Origin of the sequence: Streptomyces sp. NPDC012769 (assembly GCF_042901205.1) — a bacterium.
Taxonomy (GTDB): domain Bacteria; phylum Actinomycetota; class Actinomycetes; order Streptomycetales; family Streptomycetaceae; genus Streptomyces.
On record NZ_JBIBCP010000001.1, the window covers coordinates 1,474,195 to 1,496,702 of the forward strand.

A 22,508-nucleotide genomic window follows, 5' to 3' on the forward strand; every position below is an offset into this window, starting at 1 on the left:
GCCCACTGCCCGACAGCGACGTCGTGGGCGCTGACGCTCCTCCTCCCGAAACCGAGCTGCCGGTGACCCCGCGCCCCCCGCCCCGTCAGCGGTAGTCGTCCGGGTGGCCCTGCATCCAGGTGTTGATCCGGTCGCGGGTGCCGATCAGGAGCGTCTGGTGCCGCTTCAGGTTCTCGAAGGACCGGTCGCCGGCGAGTTCCGCGTCGAGCTTCGCGATCAGCTCGATCGGGCGGGTGAAGTGCCCGGCGCCCTTGGGGTCCGCCTTCATCGCCCGGTCGAGGCGGTGCAGTTCGTCGTGGACGCGGCCGAGGAAGTAGGCGCAGTTGTCCGGCGTGCAGGAGTCGTTCAGGGTGGCCTGAAGGCCCGCGAACGCGTCGCGGACGCGCTCGGGCGGTGCCACGTCCGGGGCGGTGGGCGGCGGGGTCACGCCGGCCGACGCGTCGGCCTCGGCCGCGGCGTCGGCGGCGTCGGCCGCCGAGGTGGGCACCGTCGCGACGGTGGTGGCGTCGGCCCGCGGCCGGTCCGTCGACGGAGCCGTGCTGCAGGAGACGCTCAGCGCGGCCAGGGCGACGGCGGCGAGGGCGGCGCCCCGCATCGAGGACGTGAACATGTGTTTCCCCCCGTGATCGTGAAATCACAGGAGCCTACCGCGGTCCCGGGTGCGCCGGGCCGGGCGGGGCCGCACGCCGTCAGCGGCCGCCTCGGCGCGGGGCCGGCGCGGCCGGGCCGCGATGCCTGAGGTCGACCGCCACGGCCCTGGCCACCGCCACCGGGTTCAGGAAGCGCAATTCGCCCGCTCGCGCGCGCGGCCCGGAGGGGACGTGTGGCGTTTACTTCGCCCGCTCGCGGGTGCGCACTTCGCTTACCCGGGCCGGGCGCCGCCCGTGCCAGGCTTGGCGGCGGTGTTCGAACGGCTGACTGGCGCCGCGTCGGCGGCGCCCGGCATGGGAGGGACAACCCGATGAGCCTGGTGGATGTGTACACCGAGTGGGATCCGCTCGAGGAGATCGTGGTGGGGACCATCGCGGGTGCGCGGGTGCCGATGACCGACCGGAGTCTGCTCGCCGCGGAGTACGGGGACATCAACGATCCGCAGGAGATCGCCCCCGGCCCGTATCCCGCCCACGTGGTCGAGGAGACCGAGGCCGAGCTCGAAGAGCTCGTGGACATCCTCACCGGTCTCGGCGTGAAGGTGCGGCGGCCCGGCGGGCGCGATCACAAGTCCGTCGTGTCCACCCCGGACTGGAGCACCGACGGCTTCCATGACTACTGCCCCCGGGACGGCTTCCTCGCGGTCGGCAAGACGCTCATCGAGTCGCCGATGGTGCTGCGCTCCCGGTGGCTCGAAGGGTTCGCCTACAAGGACCTGTTCGTGGAGTACCTGGAGAGCGGCACGCGCTGGATCTCGGCGCCCAAGCCGCAGCTCCTCGACGACATGTACGAGCCGGCCGCACCGCCCGGAGAGCGGCTGAAGAACCTGGAGCCGGTGTTCGACGCGGCGAACGTCCTCAAGTTCGGTACGGACGTGCTCTACCAGGTCTCCGACAGCGGCAACATGCTCGGCGCCCGCTGGCTGCAGGCGGCGCTGGGCGACGAGTACACCGTGCACGCCTGCCCGGGCATCTACACGTCCACGCACATCGACTCCACGATCGCGCCGCTGCGCCCCGGCCTCGTCCTGGTGAACCCGTCCCGGGTCAATGACGACAACATGCCTGATTTCCTTCGGGGTTGGGACCGGATCGAATGCCCGGAGCTGGTGGACCAGGGCTTCGTCGGTCCGCACCCGCGCGGGTCGGTGTGGATCGGGATGAACTTCCTGACGGTCGGCCCCAGCAAGGTCATCGTGGACAAGCGGCAGGTGGACCTCATCCGGCTGCTGGAGAGCCACGGCGTGGAGTGCATCCCGGCGCAGCTCACCCACGCCAGGTCGCTCGGCGGCGGCTTCCACTGCGTCACCCTCGACGTGCGCCGCACCGGCGAGCTCGCCACCTACCGGTAGAGCACGCCGCCGGCCGGCTCTCCGCCGATGCGCCTCGCGTCGACGGAGGGCCGGTCGCGCGTGCCCACGCCGCGCGCCGGTGACGAAGTTCCGACTCACAAGGGAAGTAGCTGACGATGGTGAACCGCTCCCGCGCGGGAACGACCCGCGTGGCGATCGTCGACTGCCGCTCGACAGGTCGCTACCTGCCGGCCGCGCTGCTCCGGCACGGCATCGAGTGCGTACACGTCCACTCGGAGCACCCCGACGTCCACATGGCCTTCGACGCCGACGGCTTCGTGGACGACATCCGGCACGACGGCGACCTCGCGGCCACGGTGGCCGCGCTGCGCAAGCACGGCGTCGGCCATGTGATCCCCGGTACGGAGTCGGGCGTCGAGCTGGCCGACCGCCTCTCCGCCGAACTCGGCACCCCCGGCAACGGGATGAGCCGGCCGTCCGCCCGCCGCGACAAGCACGAGATGGTCCTGGCCCTGCGCGACGCGGGGCTCGCGCACGCGGCCACCATCGTCTCGTCCGACGTGGACGAGATCATCGCGTGGGCGGGGACGACCGCGGGCTATCCGGTCGTCGTGAAGCCGGTCTCCAGCTCCAGCACGGACAACGTGACGGCCTGCGCGACCCCCGAGCAGGTCCGGGAGGCCCACGAGACGATCATGACGAGCACCGACCGTCACGGGATGACCAACACGGTCGTGCTCGCGCAGGAGTTCCTGGACGGGGACGAGTACTACGTCAACACCGTCAGCCGGGCCGGCCGGCACCGTACGGTCGAGATCTGGCGCTACCACAAGCGCCGCGTCCCCGGCGGTGACTTCATCTACGACTACGACGAGCCGCTGGCGCCCGACGACCCGGTCGCCAGGCGCCTCGAGACCTACGCCCACCGGGTGCTGGACGCCCTGGAGATCCACAACGGGGCCGCCCATACCGAGATCATGCTGACCGCGCGGGGCCCGGTGCTCGTCGAGTGCGGTGCCCGCACCGGCGGCGGTCAGGTCCCCGAGATCATCACCGGCTGTTTCGGCGTGAACCAGGTGGATCTGCTCGCCCTGTCCGTGGCCGACCCGGACGCGTTCGACCGCCTGCCCACCACCGCGTACCGACTGCTGAAGCACCCTCGCTTCGTGGCCCTCATCAACCCGAGGGACGACGGTGTGGTCCCGTCCCACGAGGCGATGGCCCCGGTCCGCGCGCTGCCGTCGTACGCCCACACCGTCATGGCGCACCCGGAAGGGCATGCGCTGCCCCGGACCGTCGACGTCGCCACCTGGCCGGGCTATGTGTACCTCATCTCCGATGACCCGGCGCAGGTGCGCGCCGACTACGACACGCTGCGGCACATCGAAGGTGACTTTCTCTACGCCAACAGATCCCTCTGAGGAACCTGTCGAAGGAGTGTCGATATGACGACCACGGACGTCACCTCCACCGAGGACTACATCGCTCTCGCCGAGCGGTGGGGCGCCGACGACTACGTCCCGCTGCCCGTGGTGCTCACCCACGGCGAGGGCGCCTGGGTGACCGATCTGAACGGCCGGCGCTATCTCGACTTCCTCGCCGGGTACTCCGCGCTCAACTTCGGCCACCGGCACCCCGACATCGTCGCCGCCGCCAAGGCCCAGCTCGACCGCCTGACGCTGACCAGCCGGATGTTCCACCACGACCAGTTCGCCCTCTTCTGCCGCGAACTGGCCGAGCTGACCGGCACGGAGCGGGTGCTGCCCTCCAACTCCGGTGGCGAGGCGGTCGACTCGGCCGTGAAGATCGCCCGGAAGTGGGCCTACCGGGTCAAGGGCGTGCCGGACGGCGCCGCCGAGATCGTCGTCGCGCGCTCCAACTTCCACGGCCGCACCACGACGATCGTCTCCTTCTCCACCGACGCGACCGTCCACGACGGCTTCGGCCCGTACACGCCGGGCTTCAGAACGGTGCCGTACGGCGACATCGACGCGCTGCGCTCGGCCGTCGGCGAGAACACGGCGGCAGTGCTGCTCGAACCGATCCAGGCCGAGGCGGGTGTGGTCGTCCCGCCGAAGGGCTACTTCACCGAGGTCCGTCAGCTGTGCGACGACACCCGCACGCTGTTCATCGCCGACGAGGTCCAGTCCGGCCTCGCGCGCACCGGCGCGACCCTGGCACTGGAGCACGAGGGGGTCCGCGCGGACCTGTACACCCTGGGCAAGGCGCTCAGCGGCGGTCTGATGCCGGTGTCCGCGGTGGCCGGCCGGGCCGATGTCATCGGCGTGCTCAAGCCCGGCGAGCACGGCTCGACCTTCGGCGGCAACCCGCTGGCCGCCGCCGTCGGCCGGGCGGCGGTGCGGCTGCTGGCGACCGGGGAGTTCCAGGAGCGGTCCCGCGAGCTCGGCTCGTATCTGCACTCCCGGCTCCGCGAACTGGACGGCGTCACCGAGGTCCGCGGCCGTGGCCTGTGGGCCAACGTACGGATCGCCGACGGCCGGCCGAAGGGCCGCCAGGTGTCCGAGGCGCTGCTGGAGCGGGGCCTGCTGTGCAAGGTGGCCGAGGAGAACCTGCGGGTGTCGCCGCCGCTGGTGATCACCCGTGAGGAGCTCGACTCCGGCATCGAGGCGATCGCCGGCGTCCTGGGATGACAGCAGAACCGAGACAAGGAGCCATGTTGTCCGACCATGTCGCACCCACCGGCCGGCCTCGCGTGCTGGTCGTCGGCGGCCGGCTGAAGCAGGTCCGCAAGGCCCGCGAGCTCGGCCTCGACGTGGTGTACGCCCAGCATCCGGACGCGTACGACCGCGAGCACTGGCCCTATGTCGACCAGGCGCTGCTCGTCGACTACTGCGACGTCGACCGGCTCCTGCCGATGGTCCGGGCGCTGCACGAGGTGTATCCGTTCGCCAAGGCCGTGACGCTGACCGAGTTCGCGCTGCTGCCGGCCGCGCGGATCAACGAGGAGCTCGGGCTCACCGGCGAGTCCCTCGACACCGTGGAACTGTTGCTCGACAAGGCGCGGATGCGCCGGCACCTGGCGGCGAAGGGCATCAGCCCGGTGGCCTCCGCCGTGGGCCGTACCACGCGGGACGTACGGGACTTCGTCGCGGCCCACGGGCTTCCGATCATCGTCAAGCCGGTCCGCGAGTCGGGCAGTCTGGCGGTGTTCTGCGTCCACGACGAGGCCGAGGTGGACGCCGTCGCCGAACGGTACCGGTCCCTGAACGACAAGGAGTGGGCCCCGGGCGACGTGGCCTTCGCCGACTCCTTCCAGGAGTTCCTCATGGAGGAATACCTGGAGGGACCGGAGTTCAGCGTGGAGACCCTGAGCTTCGACGGCCGGCACGTGGTCGTCGCGACGACCGACCGGGAGCTCGGCGGGACCGGCTTCGCCGACTTCGGCCGCACCGGCTTCGCGGAGATCGGGCTGTGGCAGCCCAGCGCCCACCCGCCCGAGCAGGTGCGCGAAGCCATCGATCTCGTCCGGGAGTTCCTCGACGCGGTCGAACTGCGCGACGGGCCGGCACACACCGAGGTCAAGCTGACCCCGCGCGGCCCGCGGATCATCGAGTCGCACAACCGTGTCGGCGGTTACGCGCTCAACGAGATCGCGGAGCTCGTGTACGGCGTCGACATGGAGCGCCACGCGCTGGCCGCCGGGCTCGGGCTGCTCGAGCCGCTGACCGAGTCGCCCGAGCCGCGCGGCGCGGCTGCCCTGCAGGCCCTGATTCCGGAGCCCGGCCGGGTGGTGGAGGTGACCGGTGTCGACGCCGTGCGCGCGGACCCGGCGTTCGTGGACCTCCGGCTGATGGTGGAGCCGGGCGACGTGGTGTCCCCGCTGACCTGGAACGAGGACATCGGCGGTTACGTCGTCGCGCGCGGCGCCGACACCGCCGAGGCCATCGCGCACAGCAAGCGGCTGGCCGCGGCCGTCAAGGTCCGCACCGAGCCCGTCACGTAATTCCTGTCGCCCGCATCCCTTCCTGAGGACCCCTCAGGAAGGGATGTGGGCGAGGCTGCGGTTGAGGGCGCTGTCCGGGCGGCCGGTGAGCTCCTCCCAGGTGCCCTCCTCCGCGATGCGTCCCGCTTCGAGGACGGCGATGCGGTCGGCCCTGCGGATGGTGGCGCGGCGGTGGGCGATGACGACCGTGGTGCGGCCTTCCTGGTGGAGTGCGGCGGCGAGGTGGGCGTCGCTCGCGTTGTCCAGGTGGGCGGTGGACTCGTCCAGGATCAAGACCCTCGGCCGGCCCAGGAGCGCGCGGGCGAGGGCGATGCGGGCCCGCTGGCCGCCGGAGAGGGTGGCGCCGCGCTCGCCGACCGGGGTGTCCATCGGGGCGATCCGGTCGACGCCGCACCGGCGGGCCGTCTCCGCGAGCAGGTCGTCGTCGGCGTCGGGGGCGGCGAGCCGCAGGTTCTCGGCGAGCGTGCCGTGGAAGAGGGGCGTCTCCTGCCCCACGAGCGCGACGGCGCGCCGGAGTTCGGTGTCGTCGAGCTCGCGGAGGTCGACGGCGCCGCCGTCACCGGGCAGCAGCTGGACCCGGCCCGCGGACGGGTCCCAGAAGCGGGCGAGGAGGTGGGCGCAGGTCGACTTGCCGGCGCCCGAGGCCCCGACCAGGGCGAGCGTCTGCCCGGCGGGGACGGTCAGCTCGACGCCGTCGAGCACGGGGCCGCCGCCGTAGTCGAAGCTCACCCGGTGCAGCCGGACACCCAGTGGGCCGGGGGGAAGCGGGCGGGGCGCGGTGGGCGGCGGGGCGAGCGCGGGGGCCTCGACGGCCGCGCCGACGCGGGCGGCGGCGGCGCGCAGGGCCACGGCCTGGCTCAGGGAGCGGGCCGACTCCGCGACGGGGCCGAGGACGGCCAGGGCGAGTGCCATCGCCGCCGGGGCCCATGCGCCGTGCAGCCGCCCGGCGGTCAGGGACTGCGCCGCCGCGAACACCACGCCGAGGAGCGCCGTCACGATGAGGAGGTCGCGGACCGCGGCGGCGACGGCCTCCCACGTGGCCTCGGCGCGCTGGGCGTCGCCCACCTGCCGTCCGCGTTCCGCCAGTCGTCGGCGCCGTCCGGTGAGGGCGCCGAAGGCCAGCAGCTCGCGCAGTCCGTCGACGACCTCGACGGTGTCGGCCGACAGCGTCGTGACGGCCGCCCGGGTGCGGGCGCCGCGGGCCGCGCGCCCGCGCGCCTCGGCGAAGGGGGCCGCGGTGAGCAGCGCCGCGGCCGGCAGGACGGCCGCGAGCAGCCACGGCTCCACGCCGGCGAGGACCACCGTGCCGGCGGTGAGGACGGTTCCCGAGGCCAGGAGCTGGGCGGTGGTGTGGGCGTAGAAGAACTCCAGGGCCTCCACGTCGGCCATGGCGGTGGCGGCGAGGTCCCCGCTGCGCCGGCCGGCGACCCGGGCGGGCGCGCTGCGGGCGAGCCCGTCGAAGACCCGTACGCGCAGCGCGGCGAGCACCCGGTACGCGAGGTCGTGCGAGAGGTCCATCTCGCGCCAGGTCATCAGGGCCCGTACGAGGACCAGGGCGAACAGCGCGGTGACGGTGCCGGCCGAAGGGGCCCTGCCGTCGGTGACGGCCGTTCCGACGGTGTGCGCCGCCAGGGTCACCAGCGCGACGAGGGAACCCTGTTCGAGGAGCGCGGCGGCGCAGGTGCGGGCGGTCATGGCGCGGTGCCCCGCGAGGGCGGGCAGCAGGGCGCGCAGGGCCCCTCGCTCGGGCCGGACGGCGCCGGGGGGCACGGTGGCGGGGGTCAGGGTGGCGGGGGCTGGGATGTCCGTGGCCGGGGTGTCGGTGGTGTGGCTCATGCGGCGAGTTCTCCTGGGTGGGTACGGCCGGCCTCGACGAGTCGCGCGTAGACGCCACCGGCCTCGACCAGCCGGGCATGGTCGCCGACGGCGTCCACCCGCCCCCCGTCGAGGACGACGATGTGGTCGGCGTGCCGGACGGCGGCGAGCCGGTGGGCGATCACCAGGACGGTGCGGTCGCCGGCGGCCTTCAGCAGCTCGCGGACGATGTCCGCCTCGCGGCGTTCGTCGACCGAGCTCGTCGCCTCGTCGAGGACGAGCACGGGTGCGTCCGCCAGCAGGGCGCGGGCGAGCGCGAGCCGCTGTCGCTGCCCGCCGGACAGGGTCGCGCCGCGCTCGCCGAGGACGGTGGCGTAGCCGTCGGGGAGGGCGCTGATCTCGTCGTGGACCCCGGCGGTGCGCGCCGCCGCCGTCAGCTCGTCGTCCGTGGCGTCCGGCCGGGCCATCCGCAGGTTGGCGGCGATGGTGGCGTGGAAGAGGTAGGTGTCCTGGGACACCACGGCGATGCCCTGCCGGAGCGCGTCGAGGGAGTAGTGGGTGGTGCGGCGCCCGTCCAGGGTGATCCGCCCCCGGTGCGGGTCGTGGTGGCGCAGCAGCAGGGCGAGGAGGGTGGACTTGCCCGCGCCGGACGGGCCGACGATCGCGGTGGTGCGTCCCGCCGGGGCGGTGAAGGAGACCCCGTGGAGGGTGGGCGCCGGTGCGCCGTCGTAGGTGAACCGGACGTTCTCGAAGCGGAGTTCGGGCGGCGTGGGCCAGTGGGCGGGGGCGGATCCGGTGTCGGTGACCTCGGGTGCGGCCGTACGCAGGGCCGCGATGCCGTCGGCGGCCGACACGCCCAGGTATCCCGCGTGCCATTCGCGGGCGAGGTCGCGGACCGGCCGGAAGCACTCGGAGGCCAGCAGCAGCACCAGGTAGGTGCCGGTCGCCGTGGTGGATCCGCTGACGGCCGACCAGCAGGCGAGGAGCGCGGCGGCGGCGGTGCCGCCCTGGACGGCGAGGTCGGTGATGCCGGTGTCGACCAGGGAGACGCGCAGTTTCGCGACGGTCGCCCGGTGCAGGGCGGCCGAGCGCTCCTCCAGGCGGGCGCGGGTGCGGCCGACCGCGCCCGCGGCGCGCAGGGCGGACATGCCCTGCAGGGCTTCGAGGTAGTCGGCGCCCAGTCCTTCGTACGTGTCCCAGTGTTCCCTGCCTCGGGCGGCGAGGAGCCGGTCCCAGGCGCGGGGACCGACCAGGGCGAGCAGCAGGGCGGGGACGAGGCCGAGCAGCACCGCCGGTTCCACCGCGAGGAGGGCGGCGAGCACCAGGGGCGGCACGGTCAGGGTGATCAGGAGCTGGGGCAGATAGCGGGAGACGTAGGCGTCGACGCCCTCCACGCCGTCGACGAGGGTGGTGCGGACGGCGCCGGCGCGGGCGGTGGTGAGGTGCGCGGGCCCCAATTGGGCGAGGTGGGCGAGGAGTTCGTCCCGCAGCACGACTCTGGCCTCGGCGCCGGCGCGGGTCGCGGTGCGCCGCTGCCAGGTGGCGAGCGCGGCACGGGCGGCGACGACGGCGAGCACCGCGGCGAGCAGCCAGGGCAGCCGGTCCGTGTGCCCGCCGGCCAGTCGGGCGAGGGCGAGGGCGAGCAGGGCCGCCTGCGCCAGATGGGTGAGGGTGACGGCGCCTTGCAGCAGGGTGGCGGCGAGCAGGGGGCGCCGTACGCGGCGTGCGGCGCGGCGCAGCTCGGGGTGGACGATCACGTGGTGTTCTCCTCGTCGGCGTGGAGGGTGCCGAGGGCAAGGCCGTGGACGATCCAGTCCTGGCCGGGTGGGGCGCCGAGCGCGGCGCCGAGGTCCGCCTGCTGCCACGAGCCCACGGGCCGGGCGGCGAGCCCGTGGCGCCGGGCGGTGACGTGGGCGAGGTGGACGGCGAACCCGGCCCGCAGGTGGGTGCGGCGGATGTGCGGCCCGTCGGCGTCCGAGGGGCAGCCGCGGGCGAGCAGGACGGCGCCCGCCTCCGCGATCCACCCCTGCCCCGCGGCCCAGGCGGCGAGCGTCGGCCTGGCCTCCCCGACGGCGTACCGCCGCAGTCCGGTGCCGTCGGCGTCCGGCTCCATCAGCCCCGGCCTCGGCCCGCCGACGGCCACGCACCACCGCAGCTCGCCCCCACCCGCCCGCACCGCGGCGGCGACGACCGCCCCCAGCGCCTCCGCCCCGGGCGCCCCGACCAGCGGCGGCGGGTCGCTGCGCCGGGCGAGGAGCTCCTGGGGAGTGGGGAGGGGTACGGGCCCGGGGTGCGCCGACCGGCGCAGCGGCGGGCCGCCGGACCGGTGCCCCGGCCGGGGCGAGGCGCTCTCGGACTCGCGGCCCGGGTCGTCCACGCAGCCGTGTCCGCGACCGTCCGGCTCGGCCGCGAGGCCGTCCGGGCCGGACGCGAGACCGCCTGGGCCAGGCCGAAGGCCGCCCGGACCGGACGAGGAGCCGTCCGGGTACGCGAGGCCGTCGAGACGGGAGGTCGAGCCGAGGGACCTGCCGCCCCGGCCGGGCGCGGGTGCGGCCGACGCAGGGGCAGTGCCCGGCACGGCGACGTCGTGGCCCGGCGGCGGGATGTGTACGGCGGCGAGGGGGCGTTCCGTGCGTCCGTCGAGTCGTGGTTCGGGCTCGCCCGTGTCCAGCGCGCGGGCGGCGAGGAAGAGGGCCGCGGCGGCGTGGCCGGTGTCGAGGAGGAGGAGCGGGAGGGCGCGGTGCCCGTAGTGGGAGGCCGTACGACGGGGGGTGACGGTCAGTTCGGCGGTGACGCCCGGGAGCGTGCCGTCCGGCCGCGGGCCGAGGCGGTGGACGCGGTGGCGCAGCGGGTCGTAGCCGTAGCGGCCGGGCGGCAGGGAGCAGCCGGCGCCCACGACCAGTTCGGTGTCCACGGGGTGCAGCGCACCGGCGGAAGCGGCGGGCCGCAGCCGGCCGGAGGCGTCCGAGGCCGCCAGGGAGAGGCGGAGCAGCGCCCGGAGGTCGAGGTCGCCCGGGCCGGCGTCCGGGATCGGGTGCGACGGCCCGGGCCAGGCCCGGACGGCCCGCCCGGCGGGTGTGTCCGGGCCGGGGCGCCGCGGGGAGCGGGCCAGGGCGAGAGCGGCGGCGAGGTCCGTCGGGCGGTCCTCATCGAGGTGGTCCACGGTCGTCCTCACATGTGCGGCGGAGGCGCCAGCGTGAAATCCTCGGGGGCGCCGGACACCTCCGTGCGCCAGCCGCGCCGTACGGCCGCCTCGGCGAGCCGTGGGCAGCCGAAGTAGCCGAAGGCGGCGGGTGCGTTGGGGAGGAGTCCGGAGACGAGAACCCGGGCCACCCGCAGGGACGTCTCGGCGACGTCCTCGGTGGTGAGGTCGAAGGTCATGACACGGTGGCCGTCCGCGTGCAGCGCGCGCTCCAGCCGCTCGCGGCTGCCCGGCTCGACGACCTCGACGGACACGGTCCCGTGGGCGGGTTCGGTGAAGCGCCGGGCCTCGGCGGCCATCCGCGGGTCCAGCCACACCTGCACGTGCGCGCCCAGGTCCCGTACGTGCTCGAACCGCTCGCCGCACGCGTCGAGATAGCGGCCGTCGGCACGGTGCTCCAGGTAGAGCCCTCGGGCGAGCAGGCCGGCCTCGACGGCCTGGAAGACCCAGCCGTCCGGGTCGGTCAGGCCCTGGGTGAAGACCCAGGTGTGGACGGCTTCGAGCACCGCCTTGCGCGCGGCCTCGGCCGGGTCGTACTTGCAGGCGAACCCGGCCGCGTACAGCCCGAGGCGCGGGTCGTGGACGAGGGCGGCCATGCAGGGGGCGAACTCCGACGGCATCTCGACGAGGTGGACCTCGAGCGCGGATCCGGCCAGGTCGTCCATGAGTCCGGGCACACTGGCCGGGTCGATGCCGCGGGTGGGTCCGTCGAGGTGCCACCACAGTTCCAGGGCGTCGCGTTCGACGATCTCCAGCAGGCCGCGTTCGACGGCGTCGTCGAGTCCCTGCCCGGTGGCGATGCCCGCGTAGTTGAGGTGGTGGGTACGGGGCAGCTCACGCAGCTCGCCCTGACGCCAGTTGAGGTGGGTGAGGGCGACGGGCGCCCAGACCTCCGTCGTCCCTCCGTCCGGCAGCCGCTCGGTGCCGCGCGTCCACAGGGACGGGGTGTCGGCGGTGAGCCGGCGGTAGGGGAACTTCTCCTGGTCGTACTGCCAGGGCGCGTACGTGGGCAGGTCGCCGGGGCCGTAGAGCCGCAGGCCCTTTTCGGCCAGTTCGGCGGCGGTGGCGCGGAGCGGGCTGTCGGGGTGGCCGGGCGGCGGCACGCGGTTGCCGCAGTACCGTTCCACGCCCTCGGCTATCGCGGCGATCCGGGCCTGTTCGGGGTCGCCGAAGGTGGTGCCGAGGGAGACCCGGTCGGCGGGCCACAGACCGAGTCTGCGGGCGTCGGAGATCTCGGCGGTGAGCGCGGTGTAGCGGGGCGGGGCGCCCGCGGGGTGCTCGACGGGCTTGACCTTGCGGACGATGCCGCAGACGGGGTCGACGAGTGCTTCCAGCGGCAGCGCCGTCATCGCAGGATCTCCTTGGCGGGATCGGTGGGCATGGGTCGGGACGGGAGGACGGGCAGGGTCAGCGTCACGCTCTCCGGGTCGACCTCCCGCCGGGAGGCGAGCAGCCGGTCGGCCGTGATCGGGTCCTCCCCGGTGTGGGGGTTGCGGGCGTGGGCCGGGAAGTGGTGTCCGGCGATCTCGAGCCGCAGCCTCGTTCCGGCCCGCAGCCGGCGCGCGAGGTGTCCGAGCTCGATGGTGAATTCCGCTCCGTGAGAAAGAAATCGGCGAGGAACCTCGACCGGACGGTCGTGGTGCTCGTCCCGTTGCGCACGCGGCTCGGCCGACGGCGCCCGCCCGGCCGGTTCCTCGCGGCGCAGGACGCCGACGGCGAGCCGTTCGGCGCCCCCTTCCGGTGTGAGGGCCACGAGACGGGCGGCCCAGTCGGCGGACGGGGTGTCGGCGGTGGCGCGCAGCCGGACCCGTACGGGTCCGACGACGTCGAGCGGGCGCGGCAACGGCGCGGTGACCAGCACGCAGCGGTCGGCGGCGGCTCCGGTGGACGCAGCGGGCGCCGAGGCCACGGTGAGGTCGTCGGAGCGCACCGGGCGGTCGGGGTCGGCGGTGAAGACGGCGCCGTGCAGCAGCCGCAGGCGCTGCGGGCGCGGTTCGCCCTCGGTGCCGGCGGGGAGCCACAGGTCGGCGTCGCCCAGCGCCAGCGCGCCGTGGCAGCCGGGCGCGAGGTCGCCGGCCAGGGCGCGGTGGGCCCATCGCGCGTACAGCTCGCCGAGGACCATCCGGTGCGCGGGGCCGGCGTCGGGGCCGGGCGCGGCGACGAGGCCGTGCCCCCAGGGGCCGAGCAGCAGGCGCGCCGAGGGGCCGCCCCAGGTGCGCCACAACGCGAGGGTGTCCTCGGTGAAGTGGTCGTGGTGGCCGCCGACCGCGAGCAGCGGCATGCCCGCGTGCGCGGCCCGTGCGGCGAGCCGGCCGCGTCCCCGCTGCCGCCACAGGCCCGGCCAGGAGGGCAGGCCGCGGCCGAGGCGTCGGGGCAGGCCGGTGAGCGGCAGGTGGGCGAGCAGGCCGGGGTCGTCGGCGAGGGCCTTGCGCAGCGCGTCCTCGTCGGAGTCCCGCCGGTCGCCGTGGGCGGCCCACCAGCCGGCGCGGGCCGACAGCCGTTCCACGCCGGAGGGTTCGCGTGCCGTCTCGGCGCTGCCGAGCGCGGGCACGGCGACGATGACGCCGTGCGGTGGGGCGTCTCCGTGCGCTTCGAGTGCGAGGGCGAGAACGAGGGCGCAGTGGGCGGCGTACGAGGCGCCGACGGCGACGAACCGTCCGTCGCTCCACGGCTGTCGCCGGATCCATCGGGCCGTCATCGCGCCGTCGGCGGCCTCGTTCTCGTACGGGCGCCACTCCCCCGGTGACGCGTGTCTGCCCCGCACGTCCTGGACGACGGCGGCGAAGCCACGGCGGGCCCAGCCGCGGGCCTCGGCCAGGTGGCGGGTGCGGTCGTAGGGGGTGCGGATGAGGACGGCGGGGAAGGGGCCGACGCCGTCGGGGAGACAGACGTCCGTGGCGAGTTCCGTGGCGGGCCCTTCGACGAGTGCGGTGGTGCGGGGCACCGCGGAGGCCGAGGACGTCATCCGGCCTTCCTCGGCATCGGTGCGACGTCGGGCACCGGCAGGACGGGGTGTTCGGTGACGGTCAGCGTGCGCAGGTCCACGCGCCGGAGCCGGCGTCGGGCCGGGAAGCCGGCCGTGTCGGGGGCGCCGGTGGCCCAGCGGGCGAGGTCGTCGGCGAGGAGGGCGGCGAGCAGCGCGGCGGCCGGCACGGTGAGCCGGACCGGTGCGCCGGACGTGCGGGGCCCGCTCCAGTAGGCGGCCAGCTCGCGGTGGGCGGGCGTGGCGGCCAGGCGACGGGACCGGATGTGGGCGGAGGTGACGTCTCCGGGAGCGGCGGCGAGGGGCTCGACGTACGCCTGCCAGCCCTCGCGGTGGCAGCGCAGCCAGGCGACGCCGTGCTCGGGCAGTCGGTCGGCGGCCTCCCACAGCCCGTCGGGCACGGGTCCGTCGAGGCACCAGACGACGGCGGCGGGGTTTCCGTCGAGCAGGTCCCCGAGGTCCGGCGCCGATACGGCGGTCCCGGTCGGGATCGGCGTCGACGTGCCGGGCTCCCGCGCCGGAGCCGCCCCCGGCGCGACGGCTGTCGTCCGCGGTTCCGCGCCCAGGGCCGCCAGCTGCGCGGCCAGGGGGGCGGTCAGGACCGGGTCGCCGAGGAGCCGGATGTCGCGGCGGGCCGCGGGCCACTCCGGGAGCCCGGTCCCGTCGTCCTCCAGATAGCCGGCCGCCTCGAAGGCCCTCATGACACGGTCGAGTTCCTCGCCGGAACCGGCGGCCGGCCCGGCGGCGGGCCCGGCATCGGCGTCGGCGTCGGCGTCGGGCGCCGCGTCGGCCGGGGCGGCCGGGGCGGCGCCGGAGAGCAGGGCGAGCAGGGCGTTCTCGTCCGCGTCGCGGGTCCTGACGCCGAGGAACTCCCCTTCGGTGGTGCGGACGGCGAGACCTCGCCCGGGCACGGCGACGACTTCGACACCGGGTACGAGCCGGCTGCGGGACACGACGATCCTCCTGACGACGGAGCTGGGGATGGGCGTGGGCCCGCCCGGAAGGCAACGGGCGGGCCCACGTCGAGGGTGCGAGGCCCTCGCTTACTCCTCGTTGTCCTCGAAGGGGTTCTCGACGAGGGCGTTGGAGTGGGAAGCCGAGTCGTGGGCCAGCTGGCCGGGGTCGGCGATCGGGGCGAAGATCTGCTCGTTGTCCATGAACTCTCCTTGTTCATAAGGGAGATACGGCGTTCGGATGAGCGCCGCGGTCGACACTAATGGAACTGATTTTCATTTTCTAGTACTGGCTCGTCGTCCAGGGGGTGATCTGGGTAACACACCGGCCAGCCGCCCTCGGGGTCCCGGCCGACCCGGCCGGCCACCTTCAGCACATCCGCGAGCAGACCGGGCGTGACGACCTCCTTCGGCGCCCCGTCGGCCACCACGCGGCCTTCGCGCAGCGCGACGATGCGCTCGGCGAACCGGGCGGCGTGGGCCAGGTCGTGCAGCACCATCACCACGGTGAGCCCGCGTTCCTCCCGCAGCCGGACCACCGTCCGCAGCACGTCGAGCTGGTGGTGCAGATCGAGATACGTGGTCGGCTCGTCGAGCAGCAGGACGCGGGTGTCCTGGGCGAGCGCCATCGCGAGGCGCACCCGCTGCCGCTCGCCCCCGGACAGCGCGTCGACGTCCCGGTCGGCCCACCCCTGCACCCCGACGTCCCGCAGCGCCCGGCGTACGACCGGATCGTCGCCCTCGCGCAGCATGCCCAGCGGGCCGCGCGCCGCGTAGCGCCCCTGCCGCACCAGGTGACGTACCGTCATGCCCGGGACCGACGGCGCCGATTGGTGCAGCAGCGCCACGCGGGCGGCCGTCGCGCGCCGGGAGAGCCCGGCGAGGTCGTCCGCGCCCAGCAGCACCCGCCCCCGGTCCGGCCGGAGCAGCCCGGCCGCCAGCCTCAGCAGGGTCGACTTGCCGCAGCCGTTGAGGCCGATCAGCGCGGTCAGTTCGCCCGGCCGTACGGTCAGGTCGACGCCCCGCAGCACGGGCCGGGCGGGGTAGCCGAAGTGGACCCCCTCGACGTGGATTCCCAGGGGCGTCCCCATGGACTCGGTCATGCTCTGTCCTCCGTCGGCTTCAGAACGTTCGGCTCGGCGCACGGCGCACCACGACCAGCAGCAGGGCGGCGCCGAGACAGGCGGTGAGCGCCCCGACCGGGAGCGTGAGGCTCCCGGACTCCAGCGCCCCGGTCAGCAGCCGCGAGGACAGCTGCGCCACGGCGTCCGCCCCGCACACCACGACCGCGCCCAGCAGGGCGGCGCCCGGGAGGCTCGCCCGCAGGTCCGCGCCGAAGACGGCCAGGGCCAGATGCGGTACGAGGAGACCCACGAAGCCCAGCGCCCCGACGGCCGCCACCGCGCCCGCCGTCAGCGCCACCGCGCACATCAGGGCGAGGGTGCGGGCCCGCCGGGCGGAGAGGCCGGCGGCGAGGGCAGTCTCGTCGCCGCAGCGCAGCAGGGTCAGCGGCCCGGCCATCAGCCAGGCCGCGGCCCCCCAGACCAGTGCCCAGGGCCACAGCAGGTGCCAGTGCGCCCAGACCCGGCCCTCCGTGGTGCCCACCAACCACTGGACGACACTGCCCAGTTCGCCCGGTTCGACGAGCAGCACCATCGCGGTGAGTCCGCCGAGGACCGCCGACACCAGCACGCCGTGCACGGCGGTCCGGGTGGGATCGCCTCCGGCGCGGCCGGCGAGCAGCCACAGCAGCAGCGCTCCGGCGCACCCTCCCGCGCAGGCGGCGAGGACCACGGCCAGCGGCGAGTCCCACCCGGCGAGCCCCAGCGCCGTCGCGGTGACGGCGCCGAGGACCGCTCCGGGTGTCACGCCCGTGACCTCGGGCCCGGCGAGCGGATTGCGCAGCGCGGACTGCAGGACCAGCCCGGCCACGGCGAGGCACGCGCCCGCCCCGAGGGCCACCAGCGCGCGGGGTACGCGCAGTTGGAGCAGGATGTGCCGTTCGGTCGGGTCGCCGCTGCCCCCCAGCACGTCCCAGACGGCACCCGGGGACATCCCGCGTCCGGCCACCAGTTCCCCACCGGCGCACACGACGGCAAGGACCGCAAGGACCGCGAAACGTCGCTTCACCGCGTCTCCTCTCCCACGGTCTCGGGCCGATGCCCGGTCGCCGTCGTACGACGGCCCCCAGCGCCCCGACCGCCCCGGCGGCCCGACCGCATCAGGGCGATCCCGGCGGGCACTCCCAGCAGGGCCGTCCAGGCGCCCGCCGGCGTCTCCACGGGCGCCAGCGCGAGCCGGGCGGGGACGTCGGCGACCGTCACGACGACGGCACCCCACACGGCGGACCACGGCAGCCAACGCACCGCCCCGGAAGCCGGGTCGAACCACCGGGCCAGGTGCGGGGCGAGGAAACCCACCCAGGCGACGGGCCCGCACACGGCCGTCACGGGCGCGATCAGCACGACGGCGACGGCCAGCGCGGCCAGCCGCGCCCGCTGGGCGCGAACGCCCAGCGCCTCGGCGTCCTCGTCGCCCAGCCGCATCACCGAGAGCACCGGCGCGCACAGCACGAGGGCGGGCGCGGCGACGAGCAGCCACGGCCAGAGCCCGGTGACGTCCTCCCAGGTCCGGGCGGAGAGGGAGCCCAGGAGGTAGCGGTAGATGAGCTGGAGGTCGAGCTGGTCGGCCATGACCATCAGGACGAGCAGCGCGGCCTGCAGCGCGGCCGCGACCGCGGCGCCGGTCAGCAGGACGGCGGACGGGCTGCGGCCCAGCCCGGCCGCGAGCAGGGTCAGTCCGCCGCCGAGCACGGCCCCGCCGAGGGCAAGCAGCGGCTGGACCACGGCCGGCAGGGACAGGGCGAGCACCAGCGGCGCGGCCACGCCCAGCGCCGCCCCCGACGAGACGCCCAGCATCTCCGGCACCGCCAGGGGGTTGCGCAGCGCCTCCTGGAGCACGAGCCCCGCCGCGCCCAGGCAGGCCCCGGCGATCAGCGCCAGCACCAGCCGGGGGATGCGGAGTTCGGTGACGACGATCCCGGCGAGCGTGGCGTCCCCGTCCAGGACCGCGCCGGCGAGCCGGTGCGGCGGGACGTGGGGGGTGCCGAGGCCGAGGGCGCAGAACGCCGCGGCGACCAGCACCGCGACCGCCAGGAGGGGCTGCCAGAACGGCCTGCTCACCGCAGCGCGGCCGTGGCCTCGTCGAGGACGATGCCCAGCGAGCGGGTGCCGCGCCCCTTGGCCCACACCTCCGGGTTCACCTCGTGGACGTCACCGTTCTTCACGGCCGGGATCTTGCTCCACAGGGGGTTCTTCGCGAGCTTCTCGGAGAGCTTGCCGTCGGCGTCGCCGAAGCTCATCGTCTCGACGAACAGCACGTCGACGTCGCGGGCGAGGATCTCCTCCAGGCTGTAACTGCCCTCCACTCCCCGGGACTTCCACGGGTAGTCGGCGATCTTCGGGAACAGGCTGGCGGTCACGTCGCCCTCAGGGGTGGCGACGCCGAAGTTCTCGTCGCTGCCGTAGATGATGAGGGCGGTCTTGTCGCTCGGGGTCCTCTCGGCCTCGGCGAGCTTGGTGCGGAAGGTCCGCTCGGCCTTCTCGCCCTCGGCGGTGCGGCCGGTGAGGGCGGCGGTGTCGCGCAGATAGCCCACGCTGTCCTCCCACGTCTCGGGCTGCATGGCCCAGAACGTGGTGGCGCCCTTCAGGGCGGGGGCGAGCTTGCCGTGGGTGTCGCCGAGGCCGATCACGAGATCGGGCTTGTGGGAGAGGATCGCCTCCACCTCGGGGGCGATGAACCCGCCGGGGACGACCGGCACCTTGGCGGCCTTGTCCTTGCCGAGGAAGCCGGGGTGGGCGAGCAGGGCGTTGTTGGTGGCCGTCGGGACGATGCCGAGCTCGGTCAGGATGTCGTCGCAGAGCGCGAACAGGCAGACGATCCGCTGCGGCTTCTTCTCCAGGGTTATCCGGACGCCGTTGACGTCGGTCAGGTCCGTCGCCGCCTTGATGGGCTCGACGGTGACCTCGGTCCTCGCGGTGGGCTTGGCCTCGTCCTCGGCGGGCGTGGCGGCGGGCGAGCCGCAGCCGACCAGGACGGAACCCACCAGCGCCGCGGTGAGCCAACTACGGACGGATCTCGACGGTGCGCGCAGCATCGCTGCCCTCGCTTCTTCTCGGGGAACCGGAACGCACCGAAGATACATGATAATCATTTTCAACAGATCGGCTGTCAGATCGACCGTCGAATCGACTTCCGGAGGCCCTCGTGACCGCTGCGGTTCCCGCTCCCGTGCTGCTCGTCTCCGACCACATGGAGGGGGCTGTGCACGTCCTGACCGTGCCCGACGGCACCGTCACCGGGCGCCTGTCCGGACGCCATCTCTCCGAGCACGCGGGGATACTGGCGCTGCCTGGCGGGCGGGTGGCCTGCGTCGACGACCGCCGTGGAGAGCTCCTGGTCCTCGACCCCTTCGGCGACGCGCTCGTGGAACGCACCGTCCCGGTCGCCGTACCGGCCGAGCATCTGGCCTGCGATCCGTCCGGCCGCCTGCTGGCCGTCACGACCGGCCTGGGCAGGAACACGGAGCCGTGGTCGGACCTGCTGACGGTCGTCGACCTCGACACCGGCGAGACCGCACGGGTGCGCACCCGGGTCGGCGAGCCGGGAGTGACGGTGCTGGGCGGCGGCGAGCCGCTCGTCGTGCTGCGGCACCGCGAACCCGGCGCGCTGGCCGTCCACCGGTTCGCGGACCTCCTCGCGGCTCCGCCCGGCTGCCCCGCCGTCACCCCTCACGCGCTCCTGCCGCTGCCGGACGACGGGCACGGGGACGCGCAGGACCCCGGCTGGGGGCGGGTGTTCGCGGCGACGGGCGAGGGCGTGCACACGGCCCGCAGGAAGGGCGACGCGCTCGTGGCCGAGACGGTGATCCCGTGGGAGTCGCCCGCCCGGGGCTGGTACCTCCGCCTCGACACCCGCCGGCGGGCCCTCTGGAGCACCCTGCGGGGCGGTGATCCGGACCCGCTGCGCTGGCCGGACTGGACCAACCAGGCGTGGCGCCACGACCTGGAGACGGGCCGGACGACCCGCACCGACCTCGGCCCCGGACTGGTCTTCCGGCTCGCCCTCGCCCGGCACCACACCGCCTTCACCCGCGTCCACCCCGACGGCGACGAGCTGGTGCTCCTGGACAACGACGACACCGACGGCACCCACGACACCGACGGCACCCCGCGCCGCGTCCCGCTGCCCGCCATGGACGGCGCGCCGCGCCGCGGCGGCACCCCTTGGGAGGGCGTCCAACGCCGCGCGGTGGCCGCCTCACCGGCCTGCGACTGGGTGGCCGTCACCCGCGGCGGCCACTGCGAGGTCCACCTCGTCGACGCGAGGACGGGCCACGAGACGGGCCGCGCCCGGGTGGCGACGCCCCTGCACCACGGCGGCCATCTGGCGCTGATCGCCCGGGGTGACGGCGCCGACGGCGACCCCGTCGGCCGTTGACGGCTTCCGGGGCGAGGAGCCCGACCCGTACGGACGACGCCACCCGGGATCACCCGGGATCACCCCGCATGACCTACCGGGGAGCGCCGCCGAGCAGCCGTACGGCCTCCACGATCAGCTCCCAGAAGGCGTCCGTGTCGACCTCCATGCCGACCTCGGTCTCGGCGGGCAGGCCCGTCACGCCGTCCAGGTCGACCACCGTCGCGCCCCGTGTGTACGTGCCCCGCAGCTCCACCCGCACCGCCGCCCGGACCAGGCTGACCAGCGAGGGGTTGATCAGGTGGGCGACGGTGAGCGGGTCGTGCAGCGGGGGTGCGTCGAAGCCGTAGACCTCGCGGTAGGTGGAGGCGAAGTAGGTGAGCAGGTCGACGCAGAGCCGGCTGAGCGGGGTGCCGAGCGCGGCGATCCGGGCGACGACCTCGGGCGTGGCCCGCACCTGGTGGGTGGCGTTGAGGCCGAACATCGTCACCGGCAGCCCGCTGCCGAGGACGATGTCCGCGGCCTCCGGGTCGCAGAGGATGTTGAACTCCGCCGCGGGCGTGGTGTTGCCGCGCGCCGCCGAGCCGCCCATGAGGACGATCCGCTCGATCCGCGCGGCGAGTTCGGGGTGGGCGAGCAGGAAGGCCGCGACGTTGGTGAGCGGTCCGGTCGGGACGAGCGTGACCGGCGCCGGGTGCGCGAGGAGGGTGTCCCGCAACAGGGTGAGCGCGTCGCGCGGGTCCTGCGGGACGTCCGGCTCGCCCTCGCCGAAACCGGGCCCGTCCAGGCCGGAGCCGCCGTGGATGTTCTCCGCGATCCGGCGCGGTCCGTGCAGCGGCCGGTCCCGGCCCGCGGCGATCGGTACGCCCCGGATCCCGGCCACCGCGCACACCCGGCGCGCGTTGAGCGTGGTCTTCTCCACCGTCTGGTTGCCCGCGACGGTGGTGATCGCGAGCAGCTCGATCGCGGGGTGCGCGGCGGCGAGCAGGATGTTGAAGGCGTCGTCGTGACCGGGATCGCAGTCGAGAATCACAGGGACCGGCATGGCCTCACCGTGCCACACCCGGGCCGCCGGGCGAAGCAGGCCGCGGACCCGCGCCGCGCGGGCCCCGTCCGCCTCGGCGGACGGCCCGGCTCATGGTGCCCAGTACCGCTCCAGCGCTCCCTCCCGGTACGGGGCCGGGCTCACGCTCAGTTCACCGGCGAAGGGGCGGTCCAGGACGAAGACCAGGAGGAGGCTGAAGCCGATGAGGGCGGCGACCGAGGCGACGAAGAGGAGCTGGATGGGCAGCTTGCGCATGCCGTACAGGAAGGTGAGCGGGATCAGGACGAGCGCTCCGCCGAAGGCGAGGGCCTGGAGGAGCGGCGGCAGTTCCTGCTCGGCCATGGTCAGCCGGGCACGGCGCTGCGAGGCGAGGTCGTCGAGGTGGCCGACGGCCCGCTCGTAGAAGACCTCCTCGCGCGCGGTCCTCGGCTCGTACGACTGGAGCACGTCGTAGACGGACTGCAGCCGGGCCGCGGTCGCTCCGTGGGCCGGCTGCCCGGCGCGCATCCTGGGCCACTGGTCCTCGACGACCGCGTGGACGTAGCCGCTCAGGGCGGTGTCGAGGCGGGCGCGGACCGGCGGCGGGAAGGCGGCGGCGTCCCGGGCGATGAGCGCCATGTCGGTGGCCTCGGTGGCCACGATGGTCTGGGTGTTCTCCAGCTGCGTCCAGAGGGTGACGATGACGAACGCGAGGATGATCCCGTAGATCGCGCCGAACATCCCCAGCGTCACCCCGACCATGTCGTTGTGCTCCCCCTCCGCCAGGGACGGGTGTCTGCGCCGGAGCAGCAGACTGCCGGTCACCGCGAGGACGACGGTGCCGCCCACGGTGATCACGGCCAGGGTGAAGGTGCTGAAGTGGTTGAGCAGCCAGAGCGACATGTGCGGGGAGTCTAGGCAGGGGGCGCGCGGCCGAGAGCCGTCGCCCGCGGTGGCGCGGGAGCTCGCGCGGGGGCGTGGGGGCGGGTGTACGGGGCGATGGCCTGCGCCGTGCGGGCCCGCGCGACGGCGCTTCGGGTTCACACGATCGAGTGAGGGGTGTTCCGGCCAGGACCGGCGCGCGGCGCACGTGGCGCCGGGGACGCGTCTTGCCTTCGCGTGCACT

Annotated in this window: 19 protein-coding genes; 5 read left to right on the top strand and 14 right to left on the bottom strand. The window is 74.7% G+C overall.

Translation table 11 applies throughout. The features are described 5' to 3' along the window. Positions 1–85: 85 nt before the first annotated feature. Positions 86–610, bottom strand: coding sequence for a hypothetical protein (locus tag ACFY7C_RS06630; protein ID WP_389644693.1), 525 nt, complete (start codon positions 608–610; stop codon positions 86–88). Positions 611–961: 351 nt separating this feature from the next. Here ACFY7C_RS06630 and ACFY7C_RS06635 point away from each other — a divergent pair, with 351 nt between their 5' ends. The 4 genes from ACFY7C_RS06635 (at position 962) to ACFY7C_RS06650 (ending at position 5,927) form a co-directional block, all read left to right on the top strand. After that, the gene (locus ACFY7C_RS06635; protein ID WP_389644696.1) at positions 962–2,002 is read left to right on the top strand and encodes an inosamine-phosphate amidinotransferase 1; all 1,041 of its coding nucleotides are present in this window, start codon (positions 962–964) and stop codon (positions 2,000–2,002) included. Positions 2,003–2,118: 116 nt separating this feature from the next. Next, positions 2,119–3,384 (top strand): ATP-grasp domain-containing protein, encoded by a 1,266-nt coding sequence (locus tag ACFY7C_RS06640; protein WP_389644699.1) that lies wholly within the window; start codon positions 2,119–2,121, stop codon positions 3,382–3,384. Between the two features lie 24 nt (positions 3,385–3,408). Then, a complete protein-coding gene (gene rocD / locus ACFY7C_RS06645) occupies positions 3,409–4,614 on the top strand; it encodes an ornithine--oxo-acid transaminase (RefSeq protein ID WP_389644701.1) in 1,206 nt (401 codons plus the stop codon). A 23-nt stretch (positions 4,615–4,637) separates the two neighbouring features. Then, a complete protein-coding gene (locus ACFY7C_RS06650) occupies positions 4,638–5,927 on the top strand; it encodes an ATP-grasp domain-containing protein (protein ID WP_389644704.1) in 1,290 nt (429 codons plus the stop codon). A gap of 33 nt (positions 5,928–5,960) precedes the next feature. Here the strand turns inward: ACFY7C_RS06650 and ACFY7C_RS06655 are convergent, their stop codons facing one another. The 11 genes from ACFY7C_RS06655 to ACFY7C_RS06705 all read right to left on the bottom strand — a co-directional run bounded on the left by ACFY7C_RS06655 (position 5,961) and on the right by ACFY7C_RS06705 (position 19,036). Beyond that, positions 5,961–7,763 carry an ABC transporter ATP-binding protein gene (locus tag ACFY7C_RS06655; protein WP_389644707.1) on the bottom strand — a complete coding sequence of 601 codons (1,803 nt, stop codon included), beginning with the start codon at positions 7,761–7,763 and terminating at the stop codon, positions 5,961–5,963. After that, the gene (locus ACFY7C_RS06660; RefSeq protein ID WP_389644709.1) at positions 7,760–9,499 is read right to left on the bottom strand and encodes an ABC transporter ATP-binding protein/permease; all 1,740 of its coding nucleotides are present in this window, start codon (positions 9,497–9,499) and stop codon (positions 7,760–7,762) included. Before ACFY7C_RS06660 ends, ACFY7C_RS06655 begins: the two co-directional genes overlap by 4 nt. Further along, complete coding sequence (locus ACFY7C_RS06665; RefSeq protein WP_389644712.1) at positions 9,496–10,905, bottom strand: SagB/ThcOx family dehydrogenase; 1,410 nt, start codon at positions 10,903–10,905, stop codon at positions 9,496–9,498. Before ACFY7C_RS06665 ends, ACFY7C_RS06660 begins: the two co-directional genes overlap by 4 nt. 8 nt (positions 10,906–10,913) lie before the next feature. Continuing rightward, positions 10,914–12,293, bottom strand: a complete 1,380-nt coding sequence (locus ACFY7C_RS06670) for a YcaO-like family protein (RefSeq protein WP_389644715.1) — start codon at positions 12,291–12,293, stop codon at positions 10,914–10,916. Beyond that, positions 12,290–13,909, bottom strand: coding sequence for a CocE/NonD family hydrolase (locus ACFY7C_RS06675; protein ID WP_389644718.1), 1,620 nt, complete (start codon positions 13,907–13,909; stop codon positions 12,290–12,292). The genes ACFY7C_RS06670 and ACFY7C_RS06675 overlap by 4 nt, the downstream gene beginning before the upstream one ends. Further along, positions 13,906–14,880 (bottom strand): hypothetical protein, encoded by a 975-nt coding sequence (locus tag ACFY7C_RS06680; protein WP_389644721.1) that lies wholly within the window; start codon positions 14,878–14,880, stop codon positions 13,906–13,908. The genes ACFY7C_RS06675 and ACFY7C_RS06680 overlap by 4 nt, the downstream gene beginning before the upstream one ends. Positions 14,881–14,970: 90 nt before the next feature. Beyond that, positions 14,971–15,084, bottom strand: coding sequence for a streptamidine family RiPP (amiA, locus tag ACFY7C_RS06685; RefSeq protein ID WP_389644723.1), 114 nt, complete (start codon positions 15,082–15,084; stop codon positions 14,971–14,973). Positions 15,085–15,140: 56 nt separating this feature from the next. Beyond that, complete coding sequence (locus ACFY7C_RS06690) at positions 15,141–15,971, bottom strand: ABC transporter ATP-binding protein (RefSeq protein WP_389646022.1); 831 nt, start codon at positions 15,969–15,971, stop codon at positions 15,141–15,143. 31 nt (positions 15,972–16,002) lie between these two features. Then, positions 16,003–17,010, bottom strand: a complete 1,008-nt coding sequence (locus tag ACFY7C_RS06695) for a FecCD family ABC transporter permease (RefSeq protein WP_389644725.1) — start codon at positions 17,008–17,010, stop codon at positions 16,003–16,005. Further along, the gene (locus tag ACFY7C_RS06700; RefSeq protein ID WP_389644727.1) at positions 17,007–18,062 is read right to left on the bottom strand and encodes a FecCD family ABC transporter permease; all 1,056 of its coding nucleotides are present in this window, start codon (positions 18,060–18,062) and stop codon (positions 17,007–17,009) included. Before ACFY7C_RS06700 ends, ACFY7C_RS06695 begins: the two co-directional genes overlap by 4 nt. Further along, positions 18,059–19,036, bottom strand: coding sequence for an ABC transporter substrate-binding protein (locus ACFY7C_RS06705; RefSeq protein ID WP_389644730.1), 978 nt, complete (start codon positions 19,034–19,036; stop codon positions 18,059–18,061). Before ACFY7C_RS06705 ends, ACFY7C_RS06700 begins: the two co-directional genes overlap by 4 nt. Before the next feature lie 155 nt (positions 19,037–19,191). Between ACFY7C_RS06705 and ACFY7C_RS06710 the strand changes: the two genes are divergently transcribed. Further along, a complete protein-coding gene (locus ACFY7C_RS06710) occupies positions 19,192–20,379 on the top strand; it encodes a hypothetical protein (RefSeq protein ID WP_389646025.1) in 1,188 nt (395 codons plus the stop codon). Between the two features lie 73 nt (positions 20,380–20,452). On the opposite strand, the gene ACFY7C_RS06715 is transcribed toward ACFY7C_RS06710, so the two are convergent. Then, positions 20,453–21,403 carry a nucleoside hydrolase gene (locus ACFY7C_RS06715; RefSeq protein ID WP_389644733.1) on the bottom strand — a complete coding sequence of 317 codons (951 nt, stop codon included), beginning with the start codon at positions 21,401–21,403 and terminating at the stop codon, positions 20,453–20,455. Between the two features lie 90 nt (positions 21,404–21,493). Further along, positions 21,494–22,285, bottom strand: coding sequence for a DUF4239 domain-containing protein (locus ACFY7C_RS06720; RefSeq protein WP_389644736.1), 792 nt, complete (start codon positions 22,283–22,285; stop codon positions 21,494–21,496). Between the last annotated feature and the right edge of the window lie 223 nt (positions 22,286–22,508).